The sequence below is a fragment of the Algibacter sp. genome, assembly GCF_039977455.1.
Lineage (GTDB): Bacteria > Bacteroidota > Bacteroidia > Flavobacteriales > Flavobacteriaceae > Algibacter_B.
The window spans coordinates 1-24026 of sequence record NZ_JBDWDG010000024.1 but is presented as its reverse complement, the minus strand read 5'-3'; the positions used below and the strand labels follow the sequence as shown (position 1 = coordinate 24026).

At 32.9% G+C, this 24026-nt stretch carries 18 protein-coding genes; 4 read left to right on the top strand and 14 right to left on the bottom strand.

Annotation, left to right across the window (positions count from 1 at the left end; genetic code table 11):
* Positions 1–124: 124 nt before the first annotated feature.
* From ABJM36_RS12300 to ABJM36_RS12280, 5 genes are read right to left on the bottom strand one after another with little or no spacing between them, the layout of a single operon-like run.
* The gene (locus tag ABJM36_RS12300; protein WP_348451785.1) at positions 125–1264 is read right to left on the bottom strand and encodes an acyltransferase; all 1140 of its coding nucleotides are present in this window, start codon (positions 1262–1264) and stop codon (positions 125–127) included.
* A 24-nt stretch (positions 1265–1288) separates the two neighbouring features.
* A complete protein-coding gene (locus tag ABJM36_RS12295; RefSeq protein ID WP_348451784.1) occupies positions 1289–2242 on the bottom strand; it encodes an AAA family ATPase in 954 nt (317 codons plus the stop codon).
* Between the two features lie 6 nt (positions 2243–2248).
* Positions 2249–3700 (bottom strand): peptidylprolyl isomerase, encoded by a 1452-nt coding sequence (locus ABJM36_RS12290; protein ID WP_348451783.1) that lies wholly within the window; start codon positions 3698–3700, stop codon positions 2249–2251.
* Positions 3663–4514, bottom strand: coding sequence for a peptidyl-prolyl cis-trans isomerase (locus tag ABJM36_RS12285; protein WP_348451782.1), 852 nt, complete (start codon positions 4512–4514; stop codon positions 3663–3665). Before ABJM36_RS12285 ends, ABJM36_RS12290 begins: the two co-directional genes overlap by 38 nt.
* A gap of 2 nt (positions 4515–4516) precedes the next feature.
* The gene (locus ABJM36_RS12280; RefSeq protein WP_348451780.1) at positions 4517–6469 is read right to left on the bottom strand and encodes a peptidylprolyl isomerase; all 1953 of its coding nucleotides are present in this window, start codon (positions 6467–6469) and stop codon (positions 4517–4519) included.
* A gap of 265 nt (positions 6470–6734) precedes the next feature.
* Here ABJM36_RS12280 and ABJM36_RS12275 point away from each other — a divergent pair, with 265 nt between their 5' ends.
* Complete coding sequence (locus tag ABJM36_RS12275) at positions 6735–6977, top strand: hypothetical protein (protein WP_348451779.1); 243 nt, start codon at positions 6735–6737, stop codon at positions 6975–6977.
* A 1-nt stretch (position 6978) separates the two neighbouring features.
* On the opposite strand, the gene ABJM36_RS12270 is transcribed toward ABJM36_RS12275, so the two are convergent.
* The 6 genes from ABJM36_RS12270 to bshC all read right to left on the bottom strand — a co-directional run bounded on the left by ABJM36_RS12270 (position 6979) and on the right by bshC (position 14673).
* Positions 6979–7209 (bottom strand): DUF3820 family protein, encoded by a 231-nt coding sequence (locus ABJM36_RS12270; protein WP_348451777.1) that lies wholly within the window; start codon positions 7207–7209, stop codon positions 6979–6981.
* A 33-nt stretch (positions 7210–7242) separates the two neighbouring features.
* Positions 7243–7782, bottom strand: coding sequence for a DUF922 domain-containing protein (locus tag ABJM36_RS12265; RefSeq protein WP_348451776.1), 540 nt, complete (start codon positions 7780–7782; stop codon positions 7243–7245).
* Positions 7783–7811: 29 nt separating this feature from the next.
* Positions 7812–9767 (bottom strand): LysM peptidoglycan-binding domain-containing protein, encoded by a 1956-nt coding sequence (locus tag ABJM36_RS12260; protein ID WP_348451775.1) that lies wholly within the window; start codon positions 9765–9767, stop codon positions 7812–7814.
* 302 nt (positions 9768–10069) lie between these two features.
* Positions 10070–11605, bottom strand: coding sequence for a glutamine-hydrolyzing GMP synthase (gene guaA / locus ABJM36_RS12255; protein WP_348451774.1), 1536 nt, complete (start codon positions 11603–11605; stop codon positions 10070–10072).
* A 91-nt stretch (positions 11606–11696) separates the two neighbouring features.
* Positions 11697–13067 (bottom strand): aminotransferase class V-fold PLP-dependent enzyme, encoded by a 1371-nt coding sequence (locus tag ABJM36_RS12250; RefSeq protein WP_348451773.1) that lies wholly within the window; start codon positions 13065–13067, stop codon positions 11697–11699.
* Positions 13068–13071: 4 nt separating this feature from the next.
* A complete protein-coding gene (bshC, locus tag ABJM36_RS12245; protein ID WP_348451771.1) occupies positions 13072–14673 on the bottom strand; it encodes a bacillithiol biosynthesis cysteine-adding enzyme BshC in 1602 nt (533 codons plus the stop codon).
* A 264-nt stretch (positions 14674–14937) separates the two neighbouring features.
* On the opposite strand from bshC, the gene ABJM36_RS12240 reads away from it, so the two are divergent.
* From ABJM36_RS12240 to ABJM36_RS12230, 3 genes are all read left to right on the top strand, one after another.
* Complete coding sequence (locus tag ABJM36_RS12240) at positions 14938–16470, top strand: hypothetical protein (protein WP_348451770.1); 1533 nt, start codon at positions 14938–14940, stop codon at positions 16468–16470.
* 74 nt (positions 16471–16544) lie between these two features.
* Positions 16545–18362 (top strand): cytochrome c peroxidase, encoded by a 1818-nt coding sequence (locus tag ABJM36_RS12235; RefSeq protein ID WP_348451769.1) that lies wholly within the window; start codon positions 16545–16547, stop codon positions 18360–18362.
* 76 nt (positions 18363–18438) lie between these two features.
* Entirely contained in the window at positions 18439–19701 is a 1263-nt protein-coding gene (locus tag ABJM36_RS12230) for a carboxypeptidase-like regulatory domain-containing protein (RefSeq protein ID WP_348451767.1), read from the top strand.
* 30 nt (positions 19702–19731) lie between these two features.
* Here ABJM36_RS12230 and ABJM36_RS12225 read toward each other — a convergent pair whose 3' ends face one another.
* From ABJM36_RS12225 to ABJM36_RS12215, 3 genes are all read right to left on the bottom strand, one after another.
* Positions 19732–22407, bottom strand: coding sequence for a DNA gyrase/topoisomerase IV subunit A (locus ABJM36_RS12225; protein WP_348451766.1), 2676 nt, complete (start codon positions 22405–22407; stop codon positions 19732–19734).
* 9 nt (positions 22408–22416) lie between these two features.
* Complete coding sequence (locus ABJM36_RS12220; protein ID WP_348451765.1) at positions 22417–22551, bottom strand: hypothetical protein; 135 nt, start codon at positions 22549–22551, stop codon at positions 22417–22419.
* A gap of 156 nt (positions 22552–22707) precedes the next feature.
* The coding region (locus ABJM36_RS12215) for a toprim domain-containing protein (protein WP_348451763.1) at positions 22708–24026 on the bottom strand (1319 nt) is incomplete at its 5' end.

The following is a 24026-nucleotide window of genomic DNA, read 5'->3' as shown; positions in this document are numbered from 1 at the left end:
AAAGTTTTAAAAAGAAACTATGGAATACAACAAGTAATTATAGTTATTTATTATAGTAGTATTATTTATTTATTTGATTGCCTATTTTTTATCATTTCACCATTTAAACTGATAATTTTTCAAGCTAATCGCAAAAAAATCGTTTAATATATCTTGAATCTCTTAAATTAGTGATTGGATTTTCAAAAAACTTATATAATACATATGCCAATAAAAATGAAATTAACCAATAAGCCAGTAATATTACTAATTTCATAACATTTGAATATATGTCAATATTTACAAAATACTGAATTGTAAGCAACACTATTGAATAGTTAACCAAGTACAATCCATAGGATAATACACTTATAGAAGTGATTTGTGTGTTGAAAAACCACTTTGGATTCCATGTTATAAAAAAAGGAAAAAGCAATAATAAACTTATGGATAAAAGCGGCAAATAAAATATATTAAAAAAGAAGGTTGCATTTTCTGGCTGCACACCAAAACTAAAAATTAAAACATGAACTCCTAAAAAAAGCACAAGACCTAATCCAAAAAACAAATTCTTATATTTCCCTATAAAATTGTTGAATTTATAAATTACAAAAGCCGCTAAAAATCCATAATATATACTATCGATTCTATAAATAACGACTTTGCGAATATGCTGACTCCATTCATGCATAGAATGTATACTATTATTAAAATGAAAATTAAATCTGAAACAGGTTACCGCGATTATTACAGAAAAAACAGTTACTAAAAACAGGGTATTATTGCTTGTTTTTCTAAAGAAGCTTAATAAACAAAACAAAATTAAAGGCCCAACTATATAGGCATATTCTTCAATTGATAAACTCCATGCTTCGGTAAAAAAATCGGGATGTGGGCTTTTGAAATTTTGTAGAAACCCAAAATAGGCTGCTACTCCATTTAAAATCTCTCCTTTTAAACCCCACAAAAGTGCCATGTTTAAAACTAGAATTAAAAAATAATTTGGTAAGGTTCTAAACCAGCGTCGCACCCAGAAATACCCGAAATCTTTAAACTTTGTTTCACCCTTTTGTAATTGCTTTAAAAGTATGGTTCCTATTAGAAAACCACTTAACACAAAAAACAAATCGACACCAACAGTACCAAAAAACTGAATTACAGTTATTAAAATATGCTCTTGATTAGGAAAAAGTAAAAGTGTAGAATGTGAGAACAACACCAATAAAATGGCTAATGCTCTAAGAACATCTAGTCCGAAGATTCTATTTTTAAGATTTATATACATCGAAGTTTATTCAATGTAAAGCTATTAAAATAAACTTTTAATAATTTGCTCTTCTGAAATGCCTTCGGCTTCGGCCTTATAATTTTTTATAATTCTATGACGTAAAATACTTTGTGAAACGGCTTGTATATTTTCGATATCTGGTGAAAACTTACCATGAATAGCGGCATGAGTTTTTGCTGCTAACACTAAATTTTGCGAGGCTCTTGGACCAGCACCCCAATCGACATAATTTTTTATAAGTTCTGGCGCTGCATCACTGTTTGGCCTTGTTTTCCCAACCATAGAAACGGCATATTCAATAACATTATCAGCCACTGGTATACGACGAATTAAACCTTGAAATTCAACTATCTCCTGAGCCGTAAATAAGGCATTTACTTTTACTTTAACATCGGAAGTTGTTGCTTTTACAACTTGTACTTCTTCTTGATATGTTGGATATTCCAAATTAATAGCAAACATAAAACGGTCCAACTGCGCTTCTGGTAGTGGGTAAGTTCCTTCCTGCTCTATTGGGTTTTGAGTTGCCAGAACAAAATATGGTAAGTCCAAATTATAACGATGACCGGCCACCGTAACCGAGCGTTCTTGCATAGCCTCTAATAGGGCCGCTTGGGTTTTAGGTGGTGTTCTATTAATTTCGTCGGCTAAAATAATATTTGCAAAAATGGGCCCTTTTATAAATTTAAAATGGCGGTCTTCATCCAATATTTCACTACCTAAAATATCGCTAGGCATTAAATCTGGTGTAAACTGAATACGTTTAAAATCTAATCCTAAAGCTTGTGCAATGGTATTAACCATTAATGTTTTTGCTAAACCAGGAACACCTATTAATAGGGAATGTCCGCCAGAAAAAATTGAAATAAGTATTTGAGTTACAACTTCGTCCTGTCCAATAATAACTTTGGAAATTTCAGTTTTTAAAGCTTTAAACTTATTTACAAATCCTTCAATTGCAGCAACATCAGACATACCTTTTTATTTTTTTAACCAATTACCAGAAAACTCACAAGATCTATGCTCCTTACTTATTTTAATATAAGTATCAAGTATTTTTTCATCCTGCCACTTTTCAATAGCTCTAATTTTCTTTTCTTCTAAAGCTAAATCTTTAATTTTTAAATAATCACGAGCATAATCTGCTTTATGCTCATCTATTCTATCAGTAACCATTAAAAGTTTAAACTTCTGTCCTCCTGTTCTATCTTCTTCTCTTAAAACTAAACTTAATTCATTGTCTTTTAAATTTTGAATTTGAGCATATAACTCTGGATCCATTCTTGTTAATTCAAAATTATAATCTTGAGTAGTTGGGTTAATTAATTGCCCCCCATCACCTCTTGTTTCTTTTTCGTCACTCATTTCTCTGGCAGCATCAGCAAAAGTAATATCGCCTGCAACAATACGTTCTCTAACTTTTTCTAAACGCTCCTTGGCTTCTGCAACAGCCTCACTAGAAACTTTAGGTGTTAATAAAATATGCGCGACATCATATTCCTGTCCTCTAATTTTTTCTAATGTAATGATATGGTAACCAAAATCTGTTTTAAAAGGCTCTGACACTTCTCCTTCTTGCAGCGCAAATGCCACTTGTCTAAATTCCTTTACCATTCTTGGCTGCTTTTTGTTAAGCGTATACTTACCTCCTTTACTTGCCGAACCCGGATCTTGAGAATACAATACCGCTTTAGAGCGGAAACTTGCTCCGCGTTCTATAATATCCGCTTTAAATTGTTTTAAGCGATTAATAACACGTTCGCGTTCTTCTTCCGAAATCTTAGGCTCTGCTACAATTTGTGCTACTTTTAGCTCGGTACCAAAAGTTGGTCTTTGGTCTATTGGAATTTTATTAAAAAAATCTCTTACTTCCTCAGGAGTAATTTCAATTTCTTCAACAATACGCGCTTGCATTCTTTGAGCTAGTAAGTTTGATTTATTAATTTCAAACATTTCGTCTCTAAAAGTTTTCTCGTCGTCTTTTTTATAAAATTCTAAAAGACGCTCCATAGAGCCATTTGTTTGTTGTAAAAACTGCTGGATTTGATAATCTACATTTTTTCTTACTTCGGCATCAGAAACAGGAATACTATCTTGAATAGCATGATGAGCATAAAGTTTTCTTTCTAGCATTAAGCCAAATAATTCGCAATCTTCTACTCCGTCAATTGATCCTCCACTTGCTATTATTTGATCTTTCTCTTTTTGAATATCAGATTCTAAAACTATAAAATCACCAACTACAGCTGCTACACCATCTACCTTTCTAGCATTTGACGTATCAACAGAATCTACTTTTTTAGTTACCTCTTTAACTTCATCTTCAATAATCTCTTGCGCATTTACAGTATTCACTGTTACTAAGGCTACGCATAAAGAAAACACGTACTTAAGGTTAATTGTATATTTCAAATTGTTTGTTTTTAATCGCATCTTTAGTGATATCTTTTTCTAATTCTCTTATAAACTCAAGCTTACGCTTGTTAATAACTATTTGGTCGATGGTTGGCTTAACATATTCTAATGGAGCCGTATCATTTCTAACCAAAACATCATTTATTTGCATCAAATATACTCCTAATGAATCTTTGAGTTGTACAAAATTAGATTTTTTTAACAGTTGATTTCTATTTTCAGAATTTACAGCTGGAATTTTCTTAATAACTTGACTTAATTTAATCCAAATGGAGTCGTTAAGGGAATAGGATTTAAACTGAATTGAAATAGAATCTAAAGCTTTTTTATCTTCGGCATTATAGCGTTTCAGTTTCTTTTTAATATTTTCAAAATCTATGATATTTTCATTTACATGAATATAACGGAATTTAATAAGCTCTTCATTTAATTTAAAAACCTCTTTATTATTGTTATAATATATCTCTGCCTCCTCAAACGAAACTTTTCTATCGACACTACGCTCTACCAATGCTTGAATATAGGCTTTACTATATAAATCATTTTTATACTGTTGCACCAACCTGTCAAAGGCGGCTTGTTTATCTTCCCCAAGGTTTAATTTTGCTCCATCAACTAGTAATTGTTGGGTTGCCCAACGCTTAATAAAATTTTGTACTAATAAGGTGCTATCCTCTTTCGAGGCATCTTCGGAAACTAAATCTTCGATATCTTCTTGATAGAGGTAGTTTTCATTGACGCGTGCAATAGGACTTCCTTCATCCGATGTTTTTAAAAAACCGCATGAACAAACCGCCACAAATAATAACAGTATATATATTTTATTACGCACCTTTATTTTTTAAGTTTAGTTTTTACAGCTTGCAAAACGTCTTGATTAATATCTATTTTATATTTAGCTTTTAAAGCTTTAAGCCAAGTTTCTTCTTTATAATTTTGATAATCACTTATTACAGCACCTTTAGCCTCATCGAACGTTTTTTGTGCTTTTGGATATATTTCTTTAACCTTAACGACTACAAAAGCATCGTTATGCTTATATATTTTCGAAACACCTTTTTTAAATTTGAAATTTTCTGGAAGTGTTTGATGGTTAGCATCCATGACATCTGAAGTAAAAATAACATCGACATTATCATTACTATTTACTAGTGTTTTAATACGATCTATTGGCATATTTTCACTTAGTAATTTAGACACTTTTTTTAATGTTTTTTGTTTTGGAGATGTCGCCACCACAGCATCCATACGCTCTGGGAACATATAATTAGCGTTGTGACTGTCATAGTACTTTTGAATACCTGTGGAATCGGTTTTAGAGGCATTCCATATGGTTGTTTCCATTAAATCGAACAACAATAAACCATCTCTATATTCTGCAACTATATGCGCATAATCCTCATTATCTTCTTCCAAATGCGCTTCTTGATAACTGATTAAACTATCATTTAAAAAGGCTTCATATTTTTTTAAAACTAAGCTCTTTAAAGCTTCTTTACCGGAAGTGTTACGTTGTGTATTACTTAAATAGACTCCAAAGTCATTATATGTTATTTTTTTATCACCAATGGTAACAAGGGCCTGATTACCGGAAAAATCTGTTGGAAGTTTCCAAGTTCTTTTAAAATAATCATCATTCAAAATAGAAACAAAATAGTCTAAATTTGGTGTTGTATCGCTAATGGAATACTTAGCCCTAAGCTTATCGGTTAGTGCTTTATCAATAAGTTTAGATCTGCTATCGCGTTTTACTTTATCTACCAACTCTGGCTTAATTGTTTCTAGGCTTGGTACAGGCGAAATCTTATGTAATTTTACAATATGCCAACCAAAATCTGTTTTAAAAGGTTTAGAGATATCGCCTATATTTTTTAATCCGAAAGCCACATTTTCAAATTCCTTTGCTCTTAACTGCCCACTAGAAAAAGCTTTAAGCATACCTCCTTTTGGTGCTGAATTTTTATCATCGGAAAACTGCTTCGCTAAAGCATCAAAAGCCTCACCCTGATTTAGTTTTTTATAAATATCTTGAATTCTAACTTCTGGATTTTCTGCTAAAGAGTCATTTTTATTTTCGACAATCATAATATGAGCAACGGTACGCTCACCTTTAGACTCTCGTTTATCCAAAACATTAATAATATGATATCCAAACCGGGTTCTAAACGGCTGGGAAACATCACCTACTTGTGTATTAAATGCAACGTTTTCAAATTTATAAACCATTTTAAAACCACCAAAATAACCAAGCTTCTCACCATAAATCGTTTGTCCGTTATGTACTTCTGCCCTAACTTTCTCAAAACCTTCCTTTAAAGCTCTTTCTCTTAGTTTTGTTATTTTATTAAAAGCGATAAGAGAATCCTGAGGAGAAGCATTTTCATTAAGCTTAACTAAAATATGATTAGCGTTAACTTCGTTTAACGTTCTATCGTAAGCTTCTTCAACCAAAGCTTCAGTAACTTTAGAATCTGTTATATAGTTTTTTGCCAGTTGTTTTTTATAGCTCGACAATTCTCTTAAATAAGTCGGTTTCTTATCTAAATCCAAGCTTTTGGCTTCCTTAAGCTTTAACTTATAGTTTGTAAAAAGCGTTAAATAAGCATCTACATCTTTTTGGGATTCATCTTGAACCAAATCTAAATTTTTATTGTAAACCCTTATAAATTCTGAGGCATAAACAGGATCACCATCTACCGAAAAAAGCACATCGTCTTCTGCTGTTTGTCCGGTTACATTTAATACGGTTAAAAATGAAAACAGATTAAATAAATATCTTAATGTCATCAGATTAAATTTTATAGTATTCATCGATTGGGTAGAATTCGGCTGTAATTATCTATAACATTACAACTCCATAGTTTAGACTCCTAATTTATAGCGTAATATTTTTTTTTGAACGCTTACAAAAATAATAATATAAACGTATTAAACAAGTTGTTTTACTAACGATTAAAAAAAGTAATTATTATAACTAATAAACTTTAAAACAACAGATTATATTTGTTTCTATTAGCTTTATATTTGCACCCAAAAACAGCTACCAAAACACATGCGTAAACTAAAATTAATTTGGGACTTTCGCGGGCCAGATGCTTGTAAAATAGCAGAACATCACGAAATTCATTTAAAAGAATATATACAATTAGAAAACTTAAATATTTCCATTACGGGCATTGAAACTTTAAGCCAACTTCACACTATAGCTTTTTTAGTAGTTAATGAAGACCAAATGCGACCAATTAGAGATGCCTTAAAGCCACACCGAGGAGAAGTTTATAGTGACCCTAAATAAATTACCGTTTGGGATATTGCTTCCTAATATTCCAAATAAGTTCTTCCAAACCATTTAATTTCAATTCATAAACCTGCTCCAACATAGTGCCCAATTTCCCTTTAGGAAATCCTTTGCTTTGGTACCAAACCACATAATATTCTGGCAAGTCTATTATGTAACGATCTTTATATTTACCAAACGGCATTTTTGTATGCGCCAAGTCTATTAAAAATTGTTTATCAGGCAGCATAGTTCTAGTTTGTTAATTTAAATTTTATTAGTGTTAATTTAATTCGTATTTCGAATGCTTTCTAAGTTCAGAATCCATAAAAACATCCCATGAGGCCTGTGCTTCCCTATTTCTTGAAAAATCTGTTTCGCTATCGTACTTTTTTTGCATCACAGCTAATTCCGAATTAACCTCGTTATAAAGCGTATTGAGTTCTTGTTTAATAGAGTTGGATACTTTTAACTGACTAATCCTATACCTAAACTTTCGTGCAAATAACTCAGTAATATTAAAATGAGTTTGTTCATGTCCTAAAATATGTGTGGTAGCTCGTTCTTTTTTATACCATGATTTTTCGGGGTAAAAATGAGCAAATACCTCTGTAGTAAAACTTACCACTTGTTCTTTCTCTGTTTTAGTAACCGAATACCCAAATGTTATTCCAGAGGCTGTATTAGCAACTGCAACCTCATCCATTTTAGGCATTCCCTTAAAATCTTTCCAAGTTAGCTTATCGGCAGCACTCCAAACCAAAAATGACTCGGTATCTTGAATACTAAAAACACATAAAAAAATTAGAAAAACTTTACTCACAAGAATAGAACGACTAGTTTTAAGTATTATTATTTAACCTCAACAACAGTTAAATTGTCGTACTTAACTAGATAAACAGAATCGTTATAATAACCTCCAAAAAGCTTCTTTTTATAAGCAAACTTATTTTCAACATACTCCGTTAATGGCGCATTAATTACCGATGCATATAAATCGTTAGACGATACTAAACGCAATACAACATCCATAGTTAAATCAAATCCTTTAACAGCCCTTTTATTTGGCGTAATATTATAAAGTTCCTCATACGCTTTAACAAACGTATTATGATCATTTTCACTATACTCCTTTGATGCTGAAGCAAAATGAAACTGTAAACTAGATAAATGCGAGTTATTAATTTGGTCGCCTTCAAAGGCAGAATTAATATTAGTAGTAAGCAATATAATTTTTGTCGCTTCCTCGTCTAATTTATCGGGGTTTATTCTATTATTTAAAGAAGCTAATACACTTGTTACATTCGACGCATACCCTTCGTTTTGAGTTTCTAAAAACACCATGTTTTTACCTGGTTTGAGAGCCGACTCAATATCTTCTTTAGTTACAAAAAACTCATCTTTACCATCTTCATTTTTTCTAGAGTAAATCACTTTTGCAGCATTAAACTCACGTTTTAAACTATTAGCAATAGTAATATTTTTAGTATCTGCTATAATGATAATATTACTTGCAATAGTGTCAGATTTCACAAAATTAACCACCTTATCTTTCAATAAATCATTAGAGGGTCTTGATTGAAACACATTGTCATGTAATTTTAAGTTTGTACCAATTGGAGAAATTACAGGAACGTTATACGGTTTTAATTCTAAGGCAACCTTATTAAAACTTGTTGGTGTTAATGGCCCAATAACAGCATCGACATTTTCAAAATTATTTTCTCTTATAATTCTAGACACTTCACTAACCTCATATCGTGTATCATAAACATCTACTTTTAAAGACACACCCAAGGTTTTCAAAGAATCTAAAGCCATTAACACACCCGAATGAAAATCTAAAGACACATCTAAATAAGGGTCTCTTTTTAAACTGTTTTTCATATCGCTTACCGAATCAAAATCAACACGGTGCATTCTAAAAGGCAGCATTATAGCAATATGCTTTGTACCATAATCTGAGATATTTGTAGACAAATTACTTGCCTTTCCTTCTTGCGCTATACCCAGAGCGTCATTACCATTTGCTACGCCAACATTTGTGGTATATGGTATTTTTAAAATCATACCAGATTTTAATCCCGTTTCTTTTAATCCTGGGTTTAAAGCTTCAATTTCAGCTTGCTCCAATTCTAATTTTAATTTTAAACGATAAAACCCTTCTTTAGGTAGCACCTTATAATAGCTATATTGCTCATCAAATTGCATTTGCTCCTTAGTTTCAAGATTTGGCACATTAACAATCGCTCCTTCATTTAAAACAGCCGGCATATTTGGATTTAAGGTTTCCAACTCATCAACAGTAATACCAAACTTATAAGCAATACGCCATTTACCTTCTTTTGGCAGTACTGTGTAAGCTTTAGTAGCAGCAACCTCCTCAACGGTTTCTGTAATTTTAAATTTAGGAATTTGAAGTTTATCGCCTTTTTTAAGCGGGTTTGCATACAAGAATTTATTATACTTTTTTAAATCATCCTCAGATACCTTATACTTTTTAGCCAAACTGTAAAGCGTTTCTTTTCGCTTAGTTTTATGCTCTATAAAACCTGTTAACTGCTTATTAACAGTCACTTTTGGCTTATTAGCCTTAGATACGGGTATTATTAAAATCGTATTGGGCTTTAATTCCTTTTTAGCATCAGGGTTCAACTTATAAATATCGGAAGGCGATACGTAGTAATGCTTTGCAATCCCTTCAACCGTTTCTCCATTTTTAACTTGATGGGTACTAAAATTTTGTGCTTCAACCGCAGTAAAACTAAACGCTAAAACCCAAATAAGTGCTAAAAAAAATCTATTCATGTTGTTGTAATCTGCTAATAAATATAAAAATCTCGACTATCTAAAATTATATACGGATCAACCCAAAGAAAAGGATTGAAACAAAACTTTTTTTCTTAACAACAGCACATAACATGCCAAAAATTAATTGGGCGTTACCCAAAAAGGGTCGGGCTTTCCGCTACAAGTCCTCGCTTCCCATAAAAATGGGTGCGCTGTGGGCTATCCACTGTAATCCCTAACGCAAAATAGTACGCAGTATTCAGTTTTCAGTTTGTAATCATCAACAACCGCCTACTTCAACCTGAATACTGCTCACTAAATTATTCCCATTCAATAGTTGCAGGTGGCTTACTACTAATATCGTAAACTACTCTATTAACGCCTTTAACCTTATTTATTATATCGTTAGATGTTTTTTGTAAAAACTCGTAGGGCAAGTTTACCCAATCGGCAGTCATACCGTCAGTACTTTCAACAGCTCTTAAGGCTACACATTTTTCGTAAGTACGCTCATCGCCCATTACACCAACACTGTTAACAGGTAATAACATAGCTCCTGCTTGCCAAACCTTATCGTATAAGCCCCATTCTTTAAGGCCATTAATAAAAATAGCATCAACTTCTTGAAGCATACGTACTTTTTCAGCAGTAATATCACCTAAAATACGAATTCCTAAACCAGGACCAGGAAACGGATGACGCCCCAATAACTCAGGATCAATACCTAAAGTAGCACCAACACGTCTCACTTCATCTTTAAAAATGGCCCGTAAAGGTTCTACAATTTTAAGTTTCATAAAATCCGGTAAACCACCTACATTATGGTGACTTTTTATTGTAGCCGATGGTCCTCCAGTTGCCGAAACACTTTCAATAACATCAGGGTAAATAGTACCTTGTGCCAACCATTTAACATCTTCTAACTTATGAGCTTCATCATCAAACACTTCTATAAACGCATTACCAATAGCTTTACGTTTTTTCTCTGGGTCTTCAATTCCTGCTAAAGCATCTAAAAATCGTTTAGAAGCATCAACACCTTTTACATTAAGCCCCATGCCTTCGTATTGTTTTAATACACTTTCAAACTCATTTTTACGAAGCAGACCATTGTTTACAAAAATGCAATATAAGTTTTTACCTATTGCTTTATTTAATAGTACTGCCGCCACTGTAGAATCCACACCTCCTGAAAGTCCTAAAACCACTTTATCACCTCCTACTTTATCTTGAATAGCCTCTACAGTTTCTTCAACAAAAGAATCAGGCGTCCAATCTTGATTAATACCAGCAATAGTTACTAAAAAGTTTTCAAGTAGCTGTTTCCCATCTGTAGAGTGATAAACTTCAGGATGAAATTGAATAGCAAATGTTGTTTCACCTTGAATTTTGTAAGCTGCATTTTCAACATCTGTAGTACTAGCCAATAATACACCTCCTTTAGGTAAGGCTTTAATGGTATCACTATGGCTCATCCAAACTTGAGAACCTTCAGATATATTAGAAAAAAATGGTTCTCCCTTTTGGACAAACGATAAATTTGCACGACCATACTCTCTAGTATTAGATGGTGCTACTTCACCTCCCGAAAAATGAGCCAGGTACTGAGCGCCGTAACATACAGCCAGCATTGGTTTTTTTCCTCTAATTTCCGAAAGGTCTGGATGCAACGCATCTTCGCCTCGTACAGAGTTTGGGCTACCAGAAAGTATTACAGCTTTGTAATCCTCTATGTTTGTTGGAATTTTGTTAAATGGATGTATTTCGGAGTAAATGTTGAGTTCTCTAACTCGACGAGCAATAAGTTGTGTGTATTGCGATCCGAAGTCTAAAATTAATACCTTATCATGTTGCATGCGCAAAAATAGTAATGATTTTATAATTATAAATATCTATTCAAGTTTTTTTACGGCTACTTTTCAACAGTTTATTTTTATAACATTTTAATTAAACCATAGAATCTAAAATAGCTTTAATATCCTTTTCAGTAGTATCTGGATTTATAAAACAAAAACGCGAAACGGTTTCAAAAGTATCGCCATTTTTCCACTTAGTAGGCGTTACTAATGCAAATCCAGATTTGTGATTTTCATAGGTCCAATGCGTATAATCTTCTGGCTTCCATCCTATCCTTCTATATAACACACAAGACAAACTAGGTGCTCTTACCAATTCTACATTTGGGTTTTCTTCAATTAACCTGCCTGCAATTTGTGCTAATTCAATACCGCGTTCTATAGCTTCTTTATATCTCTCTGTTCCGTGTGTTGCTAACGAAAACCATAAAGGCAATCCTCTAACACGACGTGTTAATTGTATTTGGTAGTCGGTTGGATTAAACCCATGAGCGCCTTCATCTTTAAAAATATCTAAATAGGAGCCTTGTTGTGAATGAGCATTTTTGGCTAATTCTGGATCTTTATAAATAATGGCGCCGCAATCGTAAGGTGAAAACATCCATTTATGCGGATCTATGGTTATGCTATCGGCACGCTCTATACCATTAAATAAATGCCTCACCGAATCGGCAGCCAAAGCTCCACCGCCATAAGCCGCATCAACATGAAACCAAATATTTTCGTTCTTACATATTTCTGCTATACCCTGTAAATCATCAATAATACCTGCATTGGTTGTACCTCCGGTTCCTACTACAGCAAATAATCGTGTCCGTTGATGCTCAGTTAAACCATCAATCGTTTTTTGTAAATCTGAGCCATACATAACATCTTCTGTATCGACTAAAAGAATATCTACATCGGCTACCTTTGCCATAGCTTTTATAGAAGAATGTGCTCCAATTGAAGTAATTATTAATCCTTTTTCGCCTTTAAAAGCATCGTTCTTCCTCCAATGTTCCCGAGCAGTTACGATGGCCGATAAATTGGCTGCTGTTCCTCCACTGGTAAACACCCCAAAAGCACCTTCTGGCAAACCTGTTAAGGACACAATCCATTTCATGGCTTCATTTTCGCAAAAAATACCACCAGCACCTTCCATCCAATACGCACCATGAATACTTGATGCCGAAGTTACCAAATCGAACATAATCGCTGCGCGTGTTGGAGCCGCTGGGACAAATGCTAGATTTCGTGGATGATCTACTGGGACATTCGCTTTCATTAAATGCTTTCTCCACTTTTTAAATGCAACTTCCCCTCCAATACCTTCTTTAGTAATAGTTTCTCCCACCAATGCTTTTAACTCTTCAGCCTTTTTGGGTTTCCCTATTTTAGGGTTAGTAGATGAAATTCTATCAATGGTGTACTTCATGACATCCATAGTCATTTCTACTAATTCAATATCTATTTTGTGCATGCTTTTACAAGTTTAATATTAAAAACTCGCCTTTTAAAGGCTCTAAGTTTTTAATTAGATTAGGAATTAATTGCGCACCAAATTCCAAATAAAATTCTGAAAAATTGGCATTTCGTTCTTGCAAACTTCCGTTGGGAAATAAATCATTTTTTATTGCTGTCATCCTTTCTACCTCATCAGATAGTTTTCTTTTTTGTGCCTTCAGTAGTCGTTTTTCAAGATTATCAAGACCTTTTAACTGTTTCAACTCCTGTGCTTTTACAGCGCCATAAAAAGATTTATCAGTTTGCTCGGCCAATTCATACAACCCTTTAAACTGCTTTTCTAAATGTGCTTTTTGCGATGAAAAATCAATATCTATATTCGAAATATCTCTTACTTTTTTATTAATTAAAGAGGCTCGTTTTAAAAATAAATTTTCGGTTGTAATATTTAACTTCTCAAGTTTCTCCAATTGCTTTTCAGTCCTTATCAACACAGAATTTCTTAATAAGAATACAGGAAATGGCACGTTAACAGCGTCAAAATAATCTTTTAACTGCATCCAATACGCTAATTCTCCACCTCCACCTATATAACACAAGTTTGGCAAAATAACTTCTTGATACAAAGGGCGCATAATAACATTAGGCGAAAATTTTTCTGGATGCTCGAAAAGTTCTTTCTCTATTGCACTCTTACTAAACATAATAGTCGTGTTTAGTACCTTATAAACATCATCCTCAAAAACAATACGCTCTCGAATTCCCTTCTCTAAATAAAATAAATTTATTTCTCTTGGGTTTACCTGAATTTTATAGGAGTCTGATAATGCAGACAACCTGTTGTTTGTTTCTGTAACTTTATTAAAAGAGGTATGGTTAAATAACTCGGTTTCAACAAATGGCGTAAATAGCTTTTTTAATGCAGCATCATTGGCATCAACAATCACTAACCCGAATTCTTTAAATAATTCATTTGCTAAAAATCGTGTAGCATCAGCAAGATTACTATGATTTAAATAGGCATTTTCAAATAAGGTTTTTATATGTTGGGCATTTGTGGTTTGCCCTAAATCTTTGGAGAATATATTAAATATGGCATCTAAACCTTCGGTTGAAAGTTCTCCAACAGCTCCACTAGCCTCCTTATTCCATTGAAATTTCTTCCCTTTAAAATTAAAGTAATTAATTTCATCAAAATCATGATCTTCTGTGGCCATCCAATAAATAGGAACAAAATCCTGATCTGGATATTCCGCTTTAAGTGTTTTGGCAAGATTTATAGCTGAAACAATCTTGTACAAAAAATATAACGGCCCGGTAAATAAATTAAGTTGATGCCCAGTTGTTATAGTAAACGTATTAGTAGAATTTAAAAGCTCTATATGGGTGCTTGTTACATCTGAAGTCTCTAAACTTTTATATTGATTTTTTAAAACTGAAACTAGCGTTTTCCTGTTTTCTATTGGAAAAGACGCCTCTTTTTGTTGAATTTGAGCTTTAAAATTTTCGAGCTTTGGAAACCGATTATAAAAAGATTCTAACTCTGCTTTTTCATCTAAATAATCGCATATTAATGACGAAAAGTATCCTGTTTTATTAAATGCTATATAATCTTGTGTCATGCTTTACATTAAAATCATGTAAATATACGGCTATTCTATTTTTAGAAATCTAAAAAATAAGTTAAGAGTTTCTACATATTTACAACAAGGTAATATTAAGGTAACATACTCCAACAAATTATCAACTCCACTTAATACTATTTTAACCTAGTTAACTTTCGTGTAACCCTAAATTAATAGAACCACAAGACTAACTTAACAACATTACCACCTTGTAACAATAATTTTGACAGTATAAAATAACCAAATAAAACAATCAAAATTATGAAGAATTTTTTAAGACTACTATTAGCCTTTTTAGTAGTTTTTTCAACAAGTACAACACTTTTAAGTTGCGAACCAGAGGACGGTAAAAACGGTATTGATGGTATAGATGGTGAAGACGGTCTAAATGGTGAAGATGGAGCAGATGGTGAAGATTTTACGCCAATTGAAACCATGTTCGAAAACAAATCTACATTGGCACCTTTAGTTTCTATAGACTCAGAATTTAGCTCAGTAAATGCATTTTCTTTAATTAGTTCTACCGATGTACTTTCTAACGGTTTTAGACTAATAGGCGCACAAGATGGTGCTGGATTTCTTAAAGATGGAAATGAGTATATATATGTAGTTAATGCTGAAGATGATTATAGTGTTTCTCGTATCCGTTTTGATGAAAACTTAAATCCAATAAAAGGAGACTGGTTATTAAATGCGGGTGTTGCAGATTTTGCAAGACAGTGTTCTGGTACCATGTGGGAAAAAGAAATTCATGGTGGAGATAAAGACATCTTTTTATCGGCTTCTGAAAGTATTTCATACGATGTTAAAGCTATTGACCCTTGGGTTGAAATTCCTACACCTACAGCTGATTTTGGATTAGATGCATTAGGTGAATTTTCATGGGAAAACGCCGTACCATTACCAAAAAACACTTTTCCTGGAAAAACAGTTATTATTGGTGGAGACGATGATTCTAGTGGTTCTGAAGGACAAGTTACTATGTATTTATCTGAAAATGATGATGCAGATTTAGAAAACGGAAAAATATACGTTTTACGGTTTAAACAAATTTCTGATGGTGCTAGTGGAACGATTGCAGTTGATGCAAATACCGTTTACAACGAAGGTAGTCTAGATTTCCAAAAGACTTATGACATTGAATTTGTTGAAATCGTTAATGGTGCTTCTATGACAAAAAATGAAATGGAAGATGCCTGTACCGCTGTTTATGCCTCTCAATTTATGCGTGTTGAGGATGTAGATTACCAAAAAGGAAATGATGTTAATGCTTTAAATGTATTTTTTGCCGTTACAGGAAGAGGTCCTGGTAGAGGCACTTACAACGATTGGGGAACTGTTTATAAATTAAAATTAGACGCAAATAACCCCTTAGAAGGTAAATTAACTCAAATTGTAAGTGGTAATACAGACACTAACAATATGGACGGAAACCTAAATACGCTTCAAAGTCCTGATAACATTTGTGTTACAGAAAACTTCGTTTATTTTCAAGAAGACCCAAATTCATTTGACAGAAATCACGCAGCTTATATTTATCAATCAGATTTAGATGGTAATAATACTAAAGTTGTTTTAGAACTAGTAGTTGAAAACAATCTTGACCCTACAGGAAGCACAGGTTTTTCAGGTGAATTTGGTGCTTTAGTAGATATCTCAGATAAAGTAGGAATTCCTGATACGTTTTTATTAAACTTACAACCTCACTATTGGGAAAGTGACGAATTTGCTACTTCTGCATTACCACACAACCAAGGTGGTCAAATTGTTCTATTACAAGGCTTACCGAGATAACATTATATTTTATTAATAAAAAAAAGAATCTCCATTTATTGATGGAGATTCTTTGTATTTATATTTTTTTAAACATGACCTCAACCATTAAACTTTTAAGTATTTTAACACTAGTAACCATTCTTTATTCGTGTAACAAATCAAAAGAAGAAACTATTCCGCTTCCTAATTGGTTGTCGGCTCAAGATTACTATTTAGAGCAAATTAACACATCAATCGCATATCTTGATAGCTTAAAAGCAGAAGGCATAAACGGAGAAAAATCGAAGCACTATTTTACATTAGCTCGAGCTTTTTTTAAAAAAGCAGAACCTTACGCATCTTACCTTAACCCCGAAGTAGGACATAGAGCAAATGGACCTGCCCTATCTGTTTATAAAGAAGATAATGGAAAAACACTTAACCCTGTTGGTTTTCAAAAAATAGAAGAAAGTGTTTATGATAAAGAAACAACTACCGATGAATTTAATCAAGAATTATATGTAACTACAGGAATGCTACATATTCTTAAAAAAGGAATTGCCAAACGCGAATTAAATGCTCATCGCTTTTTTATTGCCACACACCAGCAATTATTCAGAATAGTAAGCTTAGGTATTTCCGGTTTTGATACCCCAGTAAGCCATTTAGGGATTAACGAAAGTAAAATTTCACTAGAATCATTAAATACGGTTTACAAATACACCATACAACCAATTATAAAAGTAAAAGACACCGCTTTAGATTCTGAATTTCAAAACAACATAGCGAAAGCAGTAGCTTACATTGAAACTAATTCTGACTTTAACACTTTTGATAGGTTTACTTTTACAAGAGACTTTATGAACCCTATAACCAGAAATTGGGTTCAAATACGTAAAACTAGTAACATTTGGGAACCTATAACTACAACGCCTTTTAATTTTGATGCGCTTACTTTTTTTGAAGACGACACGTTTAACCTTAATTATTTTACCCCAACAACCAACAGAAGCCCAACCGAAAAACAAATTGCTTTGGGGCAAAAGCTTTTTCTTGACCCTAAACTTTCTGCAAATGGCAACATGGCCTGTATAACTTGCCACATACCTAGTAAAGGTTATGCTGATGGTATGCCATTAAATCTAGACAACCAGGGTAAACCCTTGCAACGCAACACACCTACTTTACAAAATTCGGCATTTCAAAAAAGTTTCTTTTGGGACGGAAGAGCTAATAGTTTACTAGACCAAATTTCAATGGTTTTTACCAACAACAAAGAGTTTAACACTAATGTTCATGAGTTTTCAGATGCTATTCTTAAGGACTCTACTTATGTTAAATTATTTAAAGATGCTTACGGCTCAATTCCTGAAAATAATATTACAGTTATAAAGGCTATTTCATCATATATTTCAACCTTAAACGGTTCAAACTCCAAATTCGACCAAAACATTAGAGGAGATAAAAACACCTATACAGAAGCAGAAAAACTAGGCTATAATCTTTTTACAGGTAAAGCTTTGTGTGCCACCTGTCACTTTATACCTTTAACAAACGGCACAGTACCTCCTTTTTTCACTGAAACAGAACGAGAGGTTATTGGTGTTCCAGAAACTAATAAAAACAAAAAACTTGATGACGATTTAGGGTTTTATTGGAGGTTTAAGGAAGATATTCATTTAGGTATGTTTAAAACACCAACCATAAGAAACATAGAACTTACCGCACCATACATGCATAATGGCGTTTATAATACTTTAGAAGAGGTTATGGATTTTTACAACAATGGCGGCGGAGGCGGTTTAGGATTTAATCTTTCTCACCAAACCTTACCATTTGATAATTTAAATTTATCTGAAAAAGAAGTAAAATCTATTATTGCTTTTATGAAAACCTTAACTGACAATCCTGTAATCAACACCTACAAATAAAACAATTTGATTGATTTTTAGTTAGTTACACAAATATTTTGTATTTTAAGAAGAGAATTAAACACAAAATATAGTCATGAAAAAAATCACTTATTATACGATTGCCTATATAACTGTTCTATTATTATTTAACAGCACACAAATTACTGCTCAAAATTCTGATATATATGAGGAATTAAAGGGGAAAATTGTTGATGCCAATACCAATACACCTTTAATGTTCACCGACATTATTATAACCAACTCAAACATTAGTACGGTTACTAATACTGACGGTGAATTTCTTTTAAAAATACCAATTACACTTTTAGATAGTACGCTATCTATTTCTCATTTAGGTTACGAAAAAACAGCTTTAAAAATTAGTGGCATTAAGTCTAATAAAAAAATAAAATTAACTCCTGCACTTACAACTTTAAACACCATAAAAATTACAGCTACCACTAAGGATGCAAGACAAATAGTTATTAAAACACTTAAAAAGAAAAGCAGTATTTATAATAATAAAAACACGATTATGACTGCATTTTACAGAGAAACAATAAAAAAACGCAGGAAAAACGCATCATTATCTGAAGCTGTTGTAAAAATACATAAACAACCTTACAATAATTTTAAGAATGATCATATTGAGTTAATAAAAGCTAGAAAAAACACGGACTACTCTAAATTAGACACCTTGGCCTTAAAGTTACAAGGCGGTCCTTTCAGTAATTTATACACAGATATTATAAAATACCCAGAATTCATATTTACGTCGAATGATATCCCCTTATATAACTTTAGTTTTGGTAATTCAACGCTTATAAACAACAGAGAAATTTTAGTTATTAATTTTAAACAAAAAGGAAATATAAAAACTCCGCTATACTATGGCAAACTATATATTGATGCAGAAACCCTGGCGTTAACAAATGCGGTATATAGACTAAATATTTCAAACAGAGAATTGTCAAGTAAAATGTTTGTTAGAAAAAAACCTAAAAAGGTTGATGTTTACCCTACCGAGGCCGCATATCGAGTAAACTATAGAACAACAAATGGCAAATGGCACTATGCCTATAGTAACATTGCCTTAACCTTTAAAGTAAATTGGAAAGGCAAACTGTTTAATAGTACCTATACATTAAGTAGCGAGATGGCAGTTACAGATTGGCAATTAAACACCACCAAACTTGCAAAAACAAGAACTACATTAATTCGCCCTAACACCATTTTAAGTGATAAAACCTCAGGTTTTTCAGACCCTGAATTTTGGGGTTCTTATAACATTATTGAACCTGAAAAATCAATTGAATCGGCTATAAAGAAAATACAGAAACAACTTAAACGCACCTAATAGTGTAAGGCATAGACGCGATTTATAAAATTAGAACAAAGTAATTTGCCCTTCACCATCTTTATCACCTTCCTCAGTTGTATCATCACTGGAATTTGCTTTACTAATAGAAGGGTCTTGCTTTGGCTCCTTTGAAGTTGATTTGGACACGTCCTGCTCATCTACAACTTCTAAGTCATCAGCAGGAATATCTTTAGCTGCCTCATAGGGTAAAGGCTCCAAAAGATTAATTTGATTAACCTTATCCTTTGTTAATTGGTTTCCTTGAGCAGTTAGTCCCTTAATATCAATAAACTCTTCTAAATTAACCTCTAAATTATCTTTACGTTCCTTTCCGCGCTCTTTAGCAAATACAATTTCTGCCATAGGTTTCCAATCGGTAGATACTATTTCTAGTTGCGAATTTGGATGCTCCGATATAAAGGATTCTTCTTTCCCTTCTTGTTCTATTAAAAAACGCTTAACATAATAAAGCGCTTTTTCTCCATTATAATATACAACAGATATTGGTTTTTTAGGTTCCCATTTTTCCATGACAATCATATCGTCATCAAAATGCATAGTAACCTCTGGCGTAACAGTTTTAACTACTCCAGATTGATTGATAATTAATAATTTATCCTCACCTCTAAACTCCCCAATAAGCTCCCCTCTACCATCAACATTTAAACGTTGAACAGTATCATCAAACCAAATTTTTCTTGGCTTTAAGGTTGAAACTCCTTTTTCCTTTAACTCTATACGTTTAATAGGATATTTAGTAACTAAATTTCCTTTAGAAGCACGGCCTTTAATAAGAATATCTGAAAAATCTAGATCCCATTTTAATTTTTTAATACTACCAGCTTGTCTTAGGTTAATTGAAACTACTTCGGCCTCTCCATTAGGGTTTGCTGAAAAATACAAACAAACAGAACCTTTATTGCCATTGGTCAGATCGTATTCCCTATCGCGTGTTACACTTGTTACGGCAAATCTTTTTATATACGATGGCCCTTTAGTGCCATCCTTATAAATCATATTATAAATGGTGCGCTTATCTTTCTTTTTAAATATGGCTACATGAATAATATCCTTACCAATAAATGTTTTAGAATCGACTTTTGTTACCATCATTTTACCGGCTTTGGTAAAAACAATTATATCATCTATATCGCTACAGTCACCAACATATTCATCGCGTCTTAAAGATGTTCCAATAAAACCTTCTTCTCTATTCACATAAAGCTTGGTGTTTCTAATAACTACTTTTGTAGCATCAACATCATCAAAAGTTCTTATTTCTGTTTTACGTTCTCGACCTTCGCCATACTCTTTTTTAAGTCTAGTAAAATAAGCAATGGCATAATCAATCAAATGCGCTAAATGATGTTTTACCTCGGCAATTTGATCTTCTAAAGCATCAATTTTTTGTTGCGCTTTATCAATATCAAATTTAGAAATACGCTTAATTCGAATTTCAGTTAAACGTGTAATATCCTCAGTCGTTATAGCGCGCCTTAAATGTTTTATATGCGGTTTAAGTCCTTTATCAATTGCAGAGATAACACCATCCCACGTTTCCTCTTCTTCAATATCACGATAAATTCTATTCTCAATAAAAATACGTTCTAATGACGCAAAGTGCCATTGCTCTTCAAACTCACCTAACCTAATTTCAAGTTCTTGTTTTAAAAGCTGAACCGTATTGTCTGTTGATCGACGTAACATTTCTGAAACACCTACAAATAACGGTTTATTATCTTCAATAACGCAACCCAAAGGCGATATCGAGGACTCACAACTTGTAAAAGCATAAAGGGCATCAATAGTTTTGTCCGGTGATAATCCAGAAGGAAGATGAACTAAAATTTCAACCTCAGCAGCCGTATTATCCTCAATTTTTTTTACTTTTATTTTACCTTTTTCATTCGCTTTTAAAATAGAATCTATAAGCGAACTTGTTGTGGTTCCGAAAGGCAACTCGGTAATCACCAAAGTATTTTTATCCAGTTGCGATATTTTTGATCGTACGCGAACTTTACCTCCTCTTAATCCATCATTATAATTAGAAAAATCGGCTATACCAGCGGTTGGAAAATCGGGTAATAAAGTAAAACGTTTTCCTTGTAAATGCTTAATTGAGGCATCGATAAGTTCGATGAAATTATGTGGTAATATTTTTGTTGAAAGCCCTACTGCAATACCTTCGCCTCCTTGGGCTAAAAGTAATGGAAACATAACCGGTAAATTTACAGGCTCTTTACGACGACCATCGTAACTAGCCTGCCATTCGGTTATTTTAGGGTTAAAAACAACATCTAACCCAAATTTAGAAATGCGAGCTTCAATATAACGAGAAGCCGCAGCACGGTCGCCTGTTAATATGTTTCCCCAGTTTCCTTGAGTGTCTATTAATAAATCCTTCTGACCAATTTGCACCATGGCATCAGCAATACTAGCATCTCCATGAGGATGATACTGCATAGTATGCCCAACAATATTGGCGACTTTGTTATAACGACCATCATCTAAGTCTTTCATAGAATGCATGATACGGCGTTGAACAGGTTTAAAACCGTCCTCTATTGCCGGAACTGCACGTTCTAGTATTACATAAGATGCATAATCTAAAAACCAATCTTTATACATTCCCGTTACTCGGGTAATGGTTTCTTGGGGTTCTTCGTGGTTATTATTTAATTCTTGGTTTTGGTCGTCTGTCATTAATTTTTTTTACTCTTTTGGTTTACCGCTTAAGGTAACACGTCCTATTTTTCTACGTTTTTTAGCTTTTCCTGTAATATCATGCTTGTACAAGTATTCATAGGAACGTTTTTTTACTTTACTTTTTTCTTTTGTGTATAACATCTTAAATAATTTTTTGCGCTTAGTTTTAAGACTTAATTAATTAGCCTGAAACCCTGAAACTAAGAGGTTTATAATTTTATTGAGTTTTCTCCCCGCAAAATTACTAAATATTTAATTTTAAATACACAAAATTCTTAATTTGATAATAGAAACATATCATTCCTCGATTAAATCTAATTCTACTTTTAAATTATCAATAATAAATTCTTGACGTGTTGGTGTGTTTTTACCCATATAAAATGATAATAAATCTTCTATAGACATGTTATCATCTAACATAATTGGGTCTAATCTTATATCTTCCCCTATAAAATGCTTAAACTCATCTGGTGATATTTCACCTAAACCTTTAAATCGTGTTATTTCTGGTTTTGGTTTAAGCTTTTCTATGGCATTTCGTCGTTCTTCTTCTGAATAACAATAAATGGTTTCTTTCTTATTTCTTACCCTAAATAATGGTGTTTGTAAAATATATAAATGTCCTTCCTTGATGACTTCGGGAAAAAACTGCAAGAAAAACGTAATTAAAAGCAAACGAATATGCATGCCGTCTACATCGGCATCAGTTGCAATTACTACATTATTATACCTTAAATCTTCAAGTGATTCTTCAATATTTAAAGCGGCTTGTAATAAATTAAACTCTTCGTTTTCGTAAACAATTTTTTTAGTTAACCCATAACAGTTTAATGGCTTTCCCTTCAAACTAAATACCGCTTGTGTATTTACATCTCTAGATTTTGTAATACTACCAGAAGCAGAATCACCCTCGGTAATAAATAAAGTAGTCTCTAAATTTCTTTGGTTTTTAGTATCTCCAAAATGCACACGACAATCGCGCAATTTTTTGTTGTGCAAACTCGCTTTTTTAGCTCTATCCTTGGCTAACTTTCTAATACCTGATAATTCTTTTCGCTCGCGTTCCGCTTGAAGGATTTTACGTTGAATTTTATCGGCGGCATCTTGATTTTTATGAAGATAATTATCTAAGTTCGTTTTTAAAAAATCGTTAATATAAGTCCTTACCGTTGGTAAGTCTCCGCCCATATCTGTAGAACCTAACTTGGTTTTTGTCTGACTTTCAAAAACAGGTTCCATAACCTTAATGGCAATGGCACTCACTACAGATTTTCGTATATCTGAAGCATCATAATTTTTCCCGTAAAACTCACGAATGGTTTTTACTAAGGCTTCCCTAAAGGCATTTAAATGTGTCCCCCCTTGCGTTGTATTTTGTCCATTTACAAAACTATTATACTCCTCGCTATATTGAGTTTTACTGTGGGTAAGAGCAACCTCAATATCATCGCCTCTAAGATGGATAATTGGATATAATAAATCTGTGTCTGCTATTTTTTCGGCTAATAAATCTTTTAATCCGTTTTCACTATAATATTTTTCACCATTAAAAACTATGGTTAAACCTGGGTTTAAATACACATAGTTTTTAAGCATTTTTACAACATACTCACTTC

What these genes read in the sequence shown, in the direction of transcription:
- ABJM36_RS12280 (WP_348451780.1), bottom strand. Translation starts at nt 6,469, where the DNA reads ATGACATTAAGATATTTATTTAATCTGTTTTCATTTTTAACCGTATTA.
- ABJM36_RS12250 (WP_348451773.1), bottom strand. Translation starts at nt 13,067, where the DNA reads ATGCACAAAATAGATATTGAATTAGTAGAAATGACTATGGATGTCATG.
- ABJM36_RS12240 (WP_348451770.1), top strand. Translation starts at nt 14,938, where the DNA reads ATGAAGAATTTTTTAAGACTACTATTAGCCTTTTTAGTAGTTTTTTCA.
- bshC (WP_348451771.1), bottom strand. Translation starts at nt 14,673, where the DNA reads ATGACACAAGATTATATAGCATTTAATAAAACAGGATACTTTTCGTCA.
- ABJM36_RS12275 (WP_348451779.1), top strand. Translation starts at nt 6,735, where the DNA reads ATGCGTAAACTAAAATTAATTTGGGACTTTCGCGGGCCAGATGCTTGT.
- guaA (WP_348451774.1), bottom strand. Translation starts at nt 11,605, where the DNA reads ATGCAACATGATAAGGTATTAATTTTAGACTTCGGATCGCAATACACA.
- ABJM36_RS12300 (WP_348451785.1), bottom strand. Translation starts at nt 1,264, where the DNA reads ATGTATATAAATCTTAAAAATAGAATCTTCGGACTAGATGTTCTTAGA.
- ABJM36_RS12270 (WP_348451777.1), bottom strand. Translation starts at nt 7,209, where the DNA reads ATGCTGCCTGATAAACAATTTTTAATAGACTTGGCGCATACAAAAATG.
- ABJM36_RS12220 (WP_348451765.1), bottom strand. Translation starts at nt 22,551, where the DNA reads ATGTTATACACAAAAGAAAAAAGTAAAGTAAAAAAACGTTCCTATGAA.
- ABJM36_RS12225 (WP_348451766.1), bottom strand. Translation starts at nt 22,407, where the DNA reads ATGACAGACGACCAAAACCAAGAATTAAATAATAACCACGAAGAACCC.
- ABJM36_RS12260 (WP_348451775.1), bottom strand. Translation starts at nt 9,767, where the DNA reads ATGAATAGATTTTTTTTAGCACTTATTTGGGTTTTAGCGTTTAGTTTT.
- ABJM36_RS12235 (WP_348451769.1), top strand. Translation starts at nt 16,545, where the DNA reads ATGACCTCAACCATTAAACTTTTAAGTATTTTAACACTAGTAACCATT.
- ABJM36_RS12290 (WP_348451783.1), bottom strand. Translation starts at nt 3,700, where the DNA reads ATGCGATTAAAAACAAACAATTTGAAATATACAATTAACCTTAAGTAC.
- ABJM36_RS12230 (WP_348451767.1), top strand. Translation starts at nt 18,439, where the DNA reads ATGAAAAAAATCACTTATTATACGATTGCCTATATAACTGTTCTATTA.
- ABJM36_RS12295 (WP_348451784.1), bottom strand. Translation starts at nt 2,242, where the DNA reads ATGTCTGATGTTGCTGCAATTGAAGGATTTGTAAATAAGTTTAAAGCT.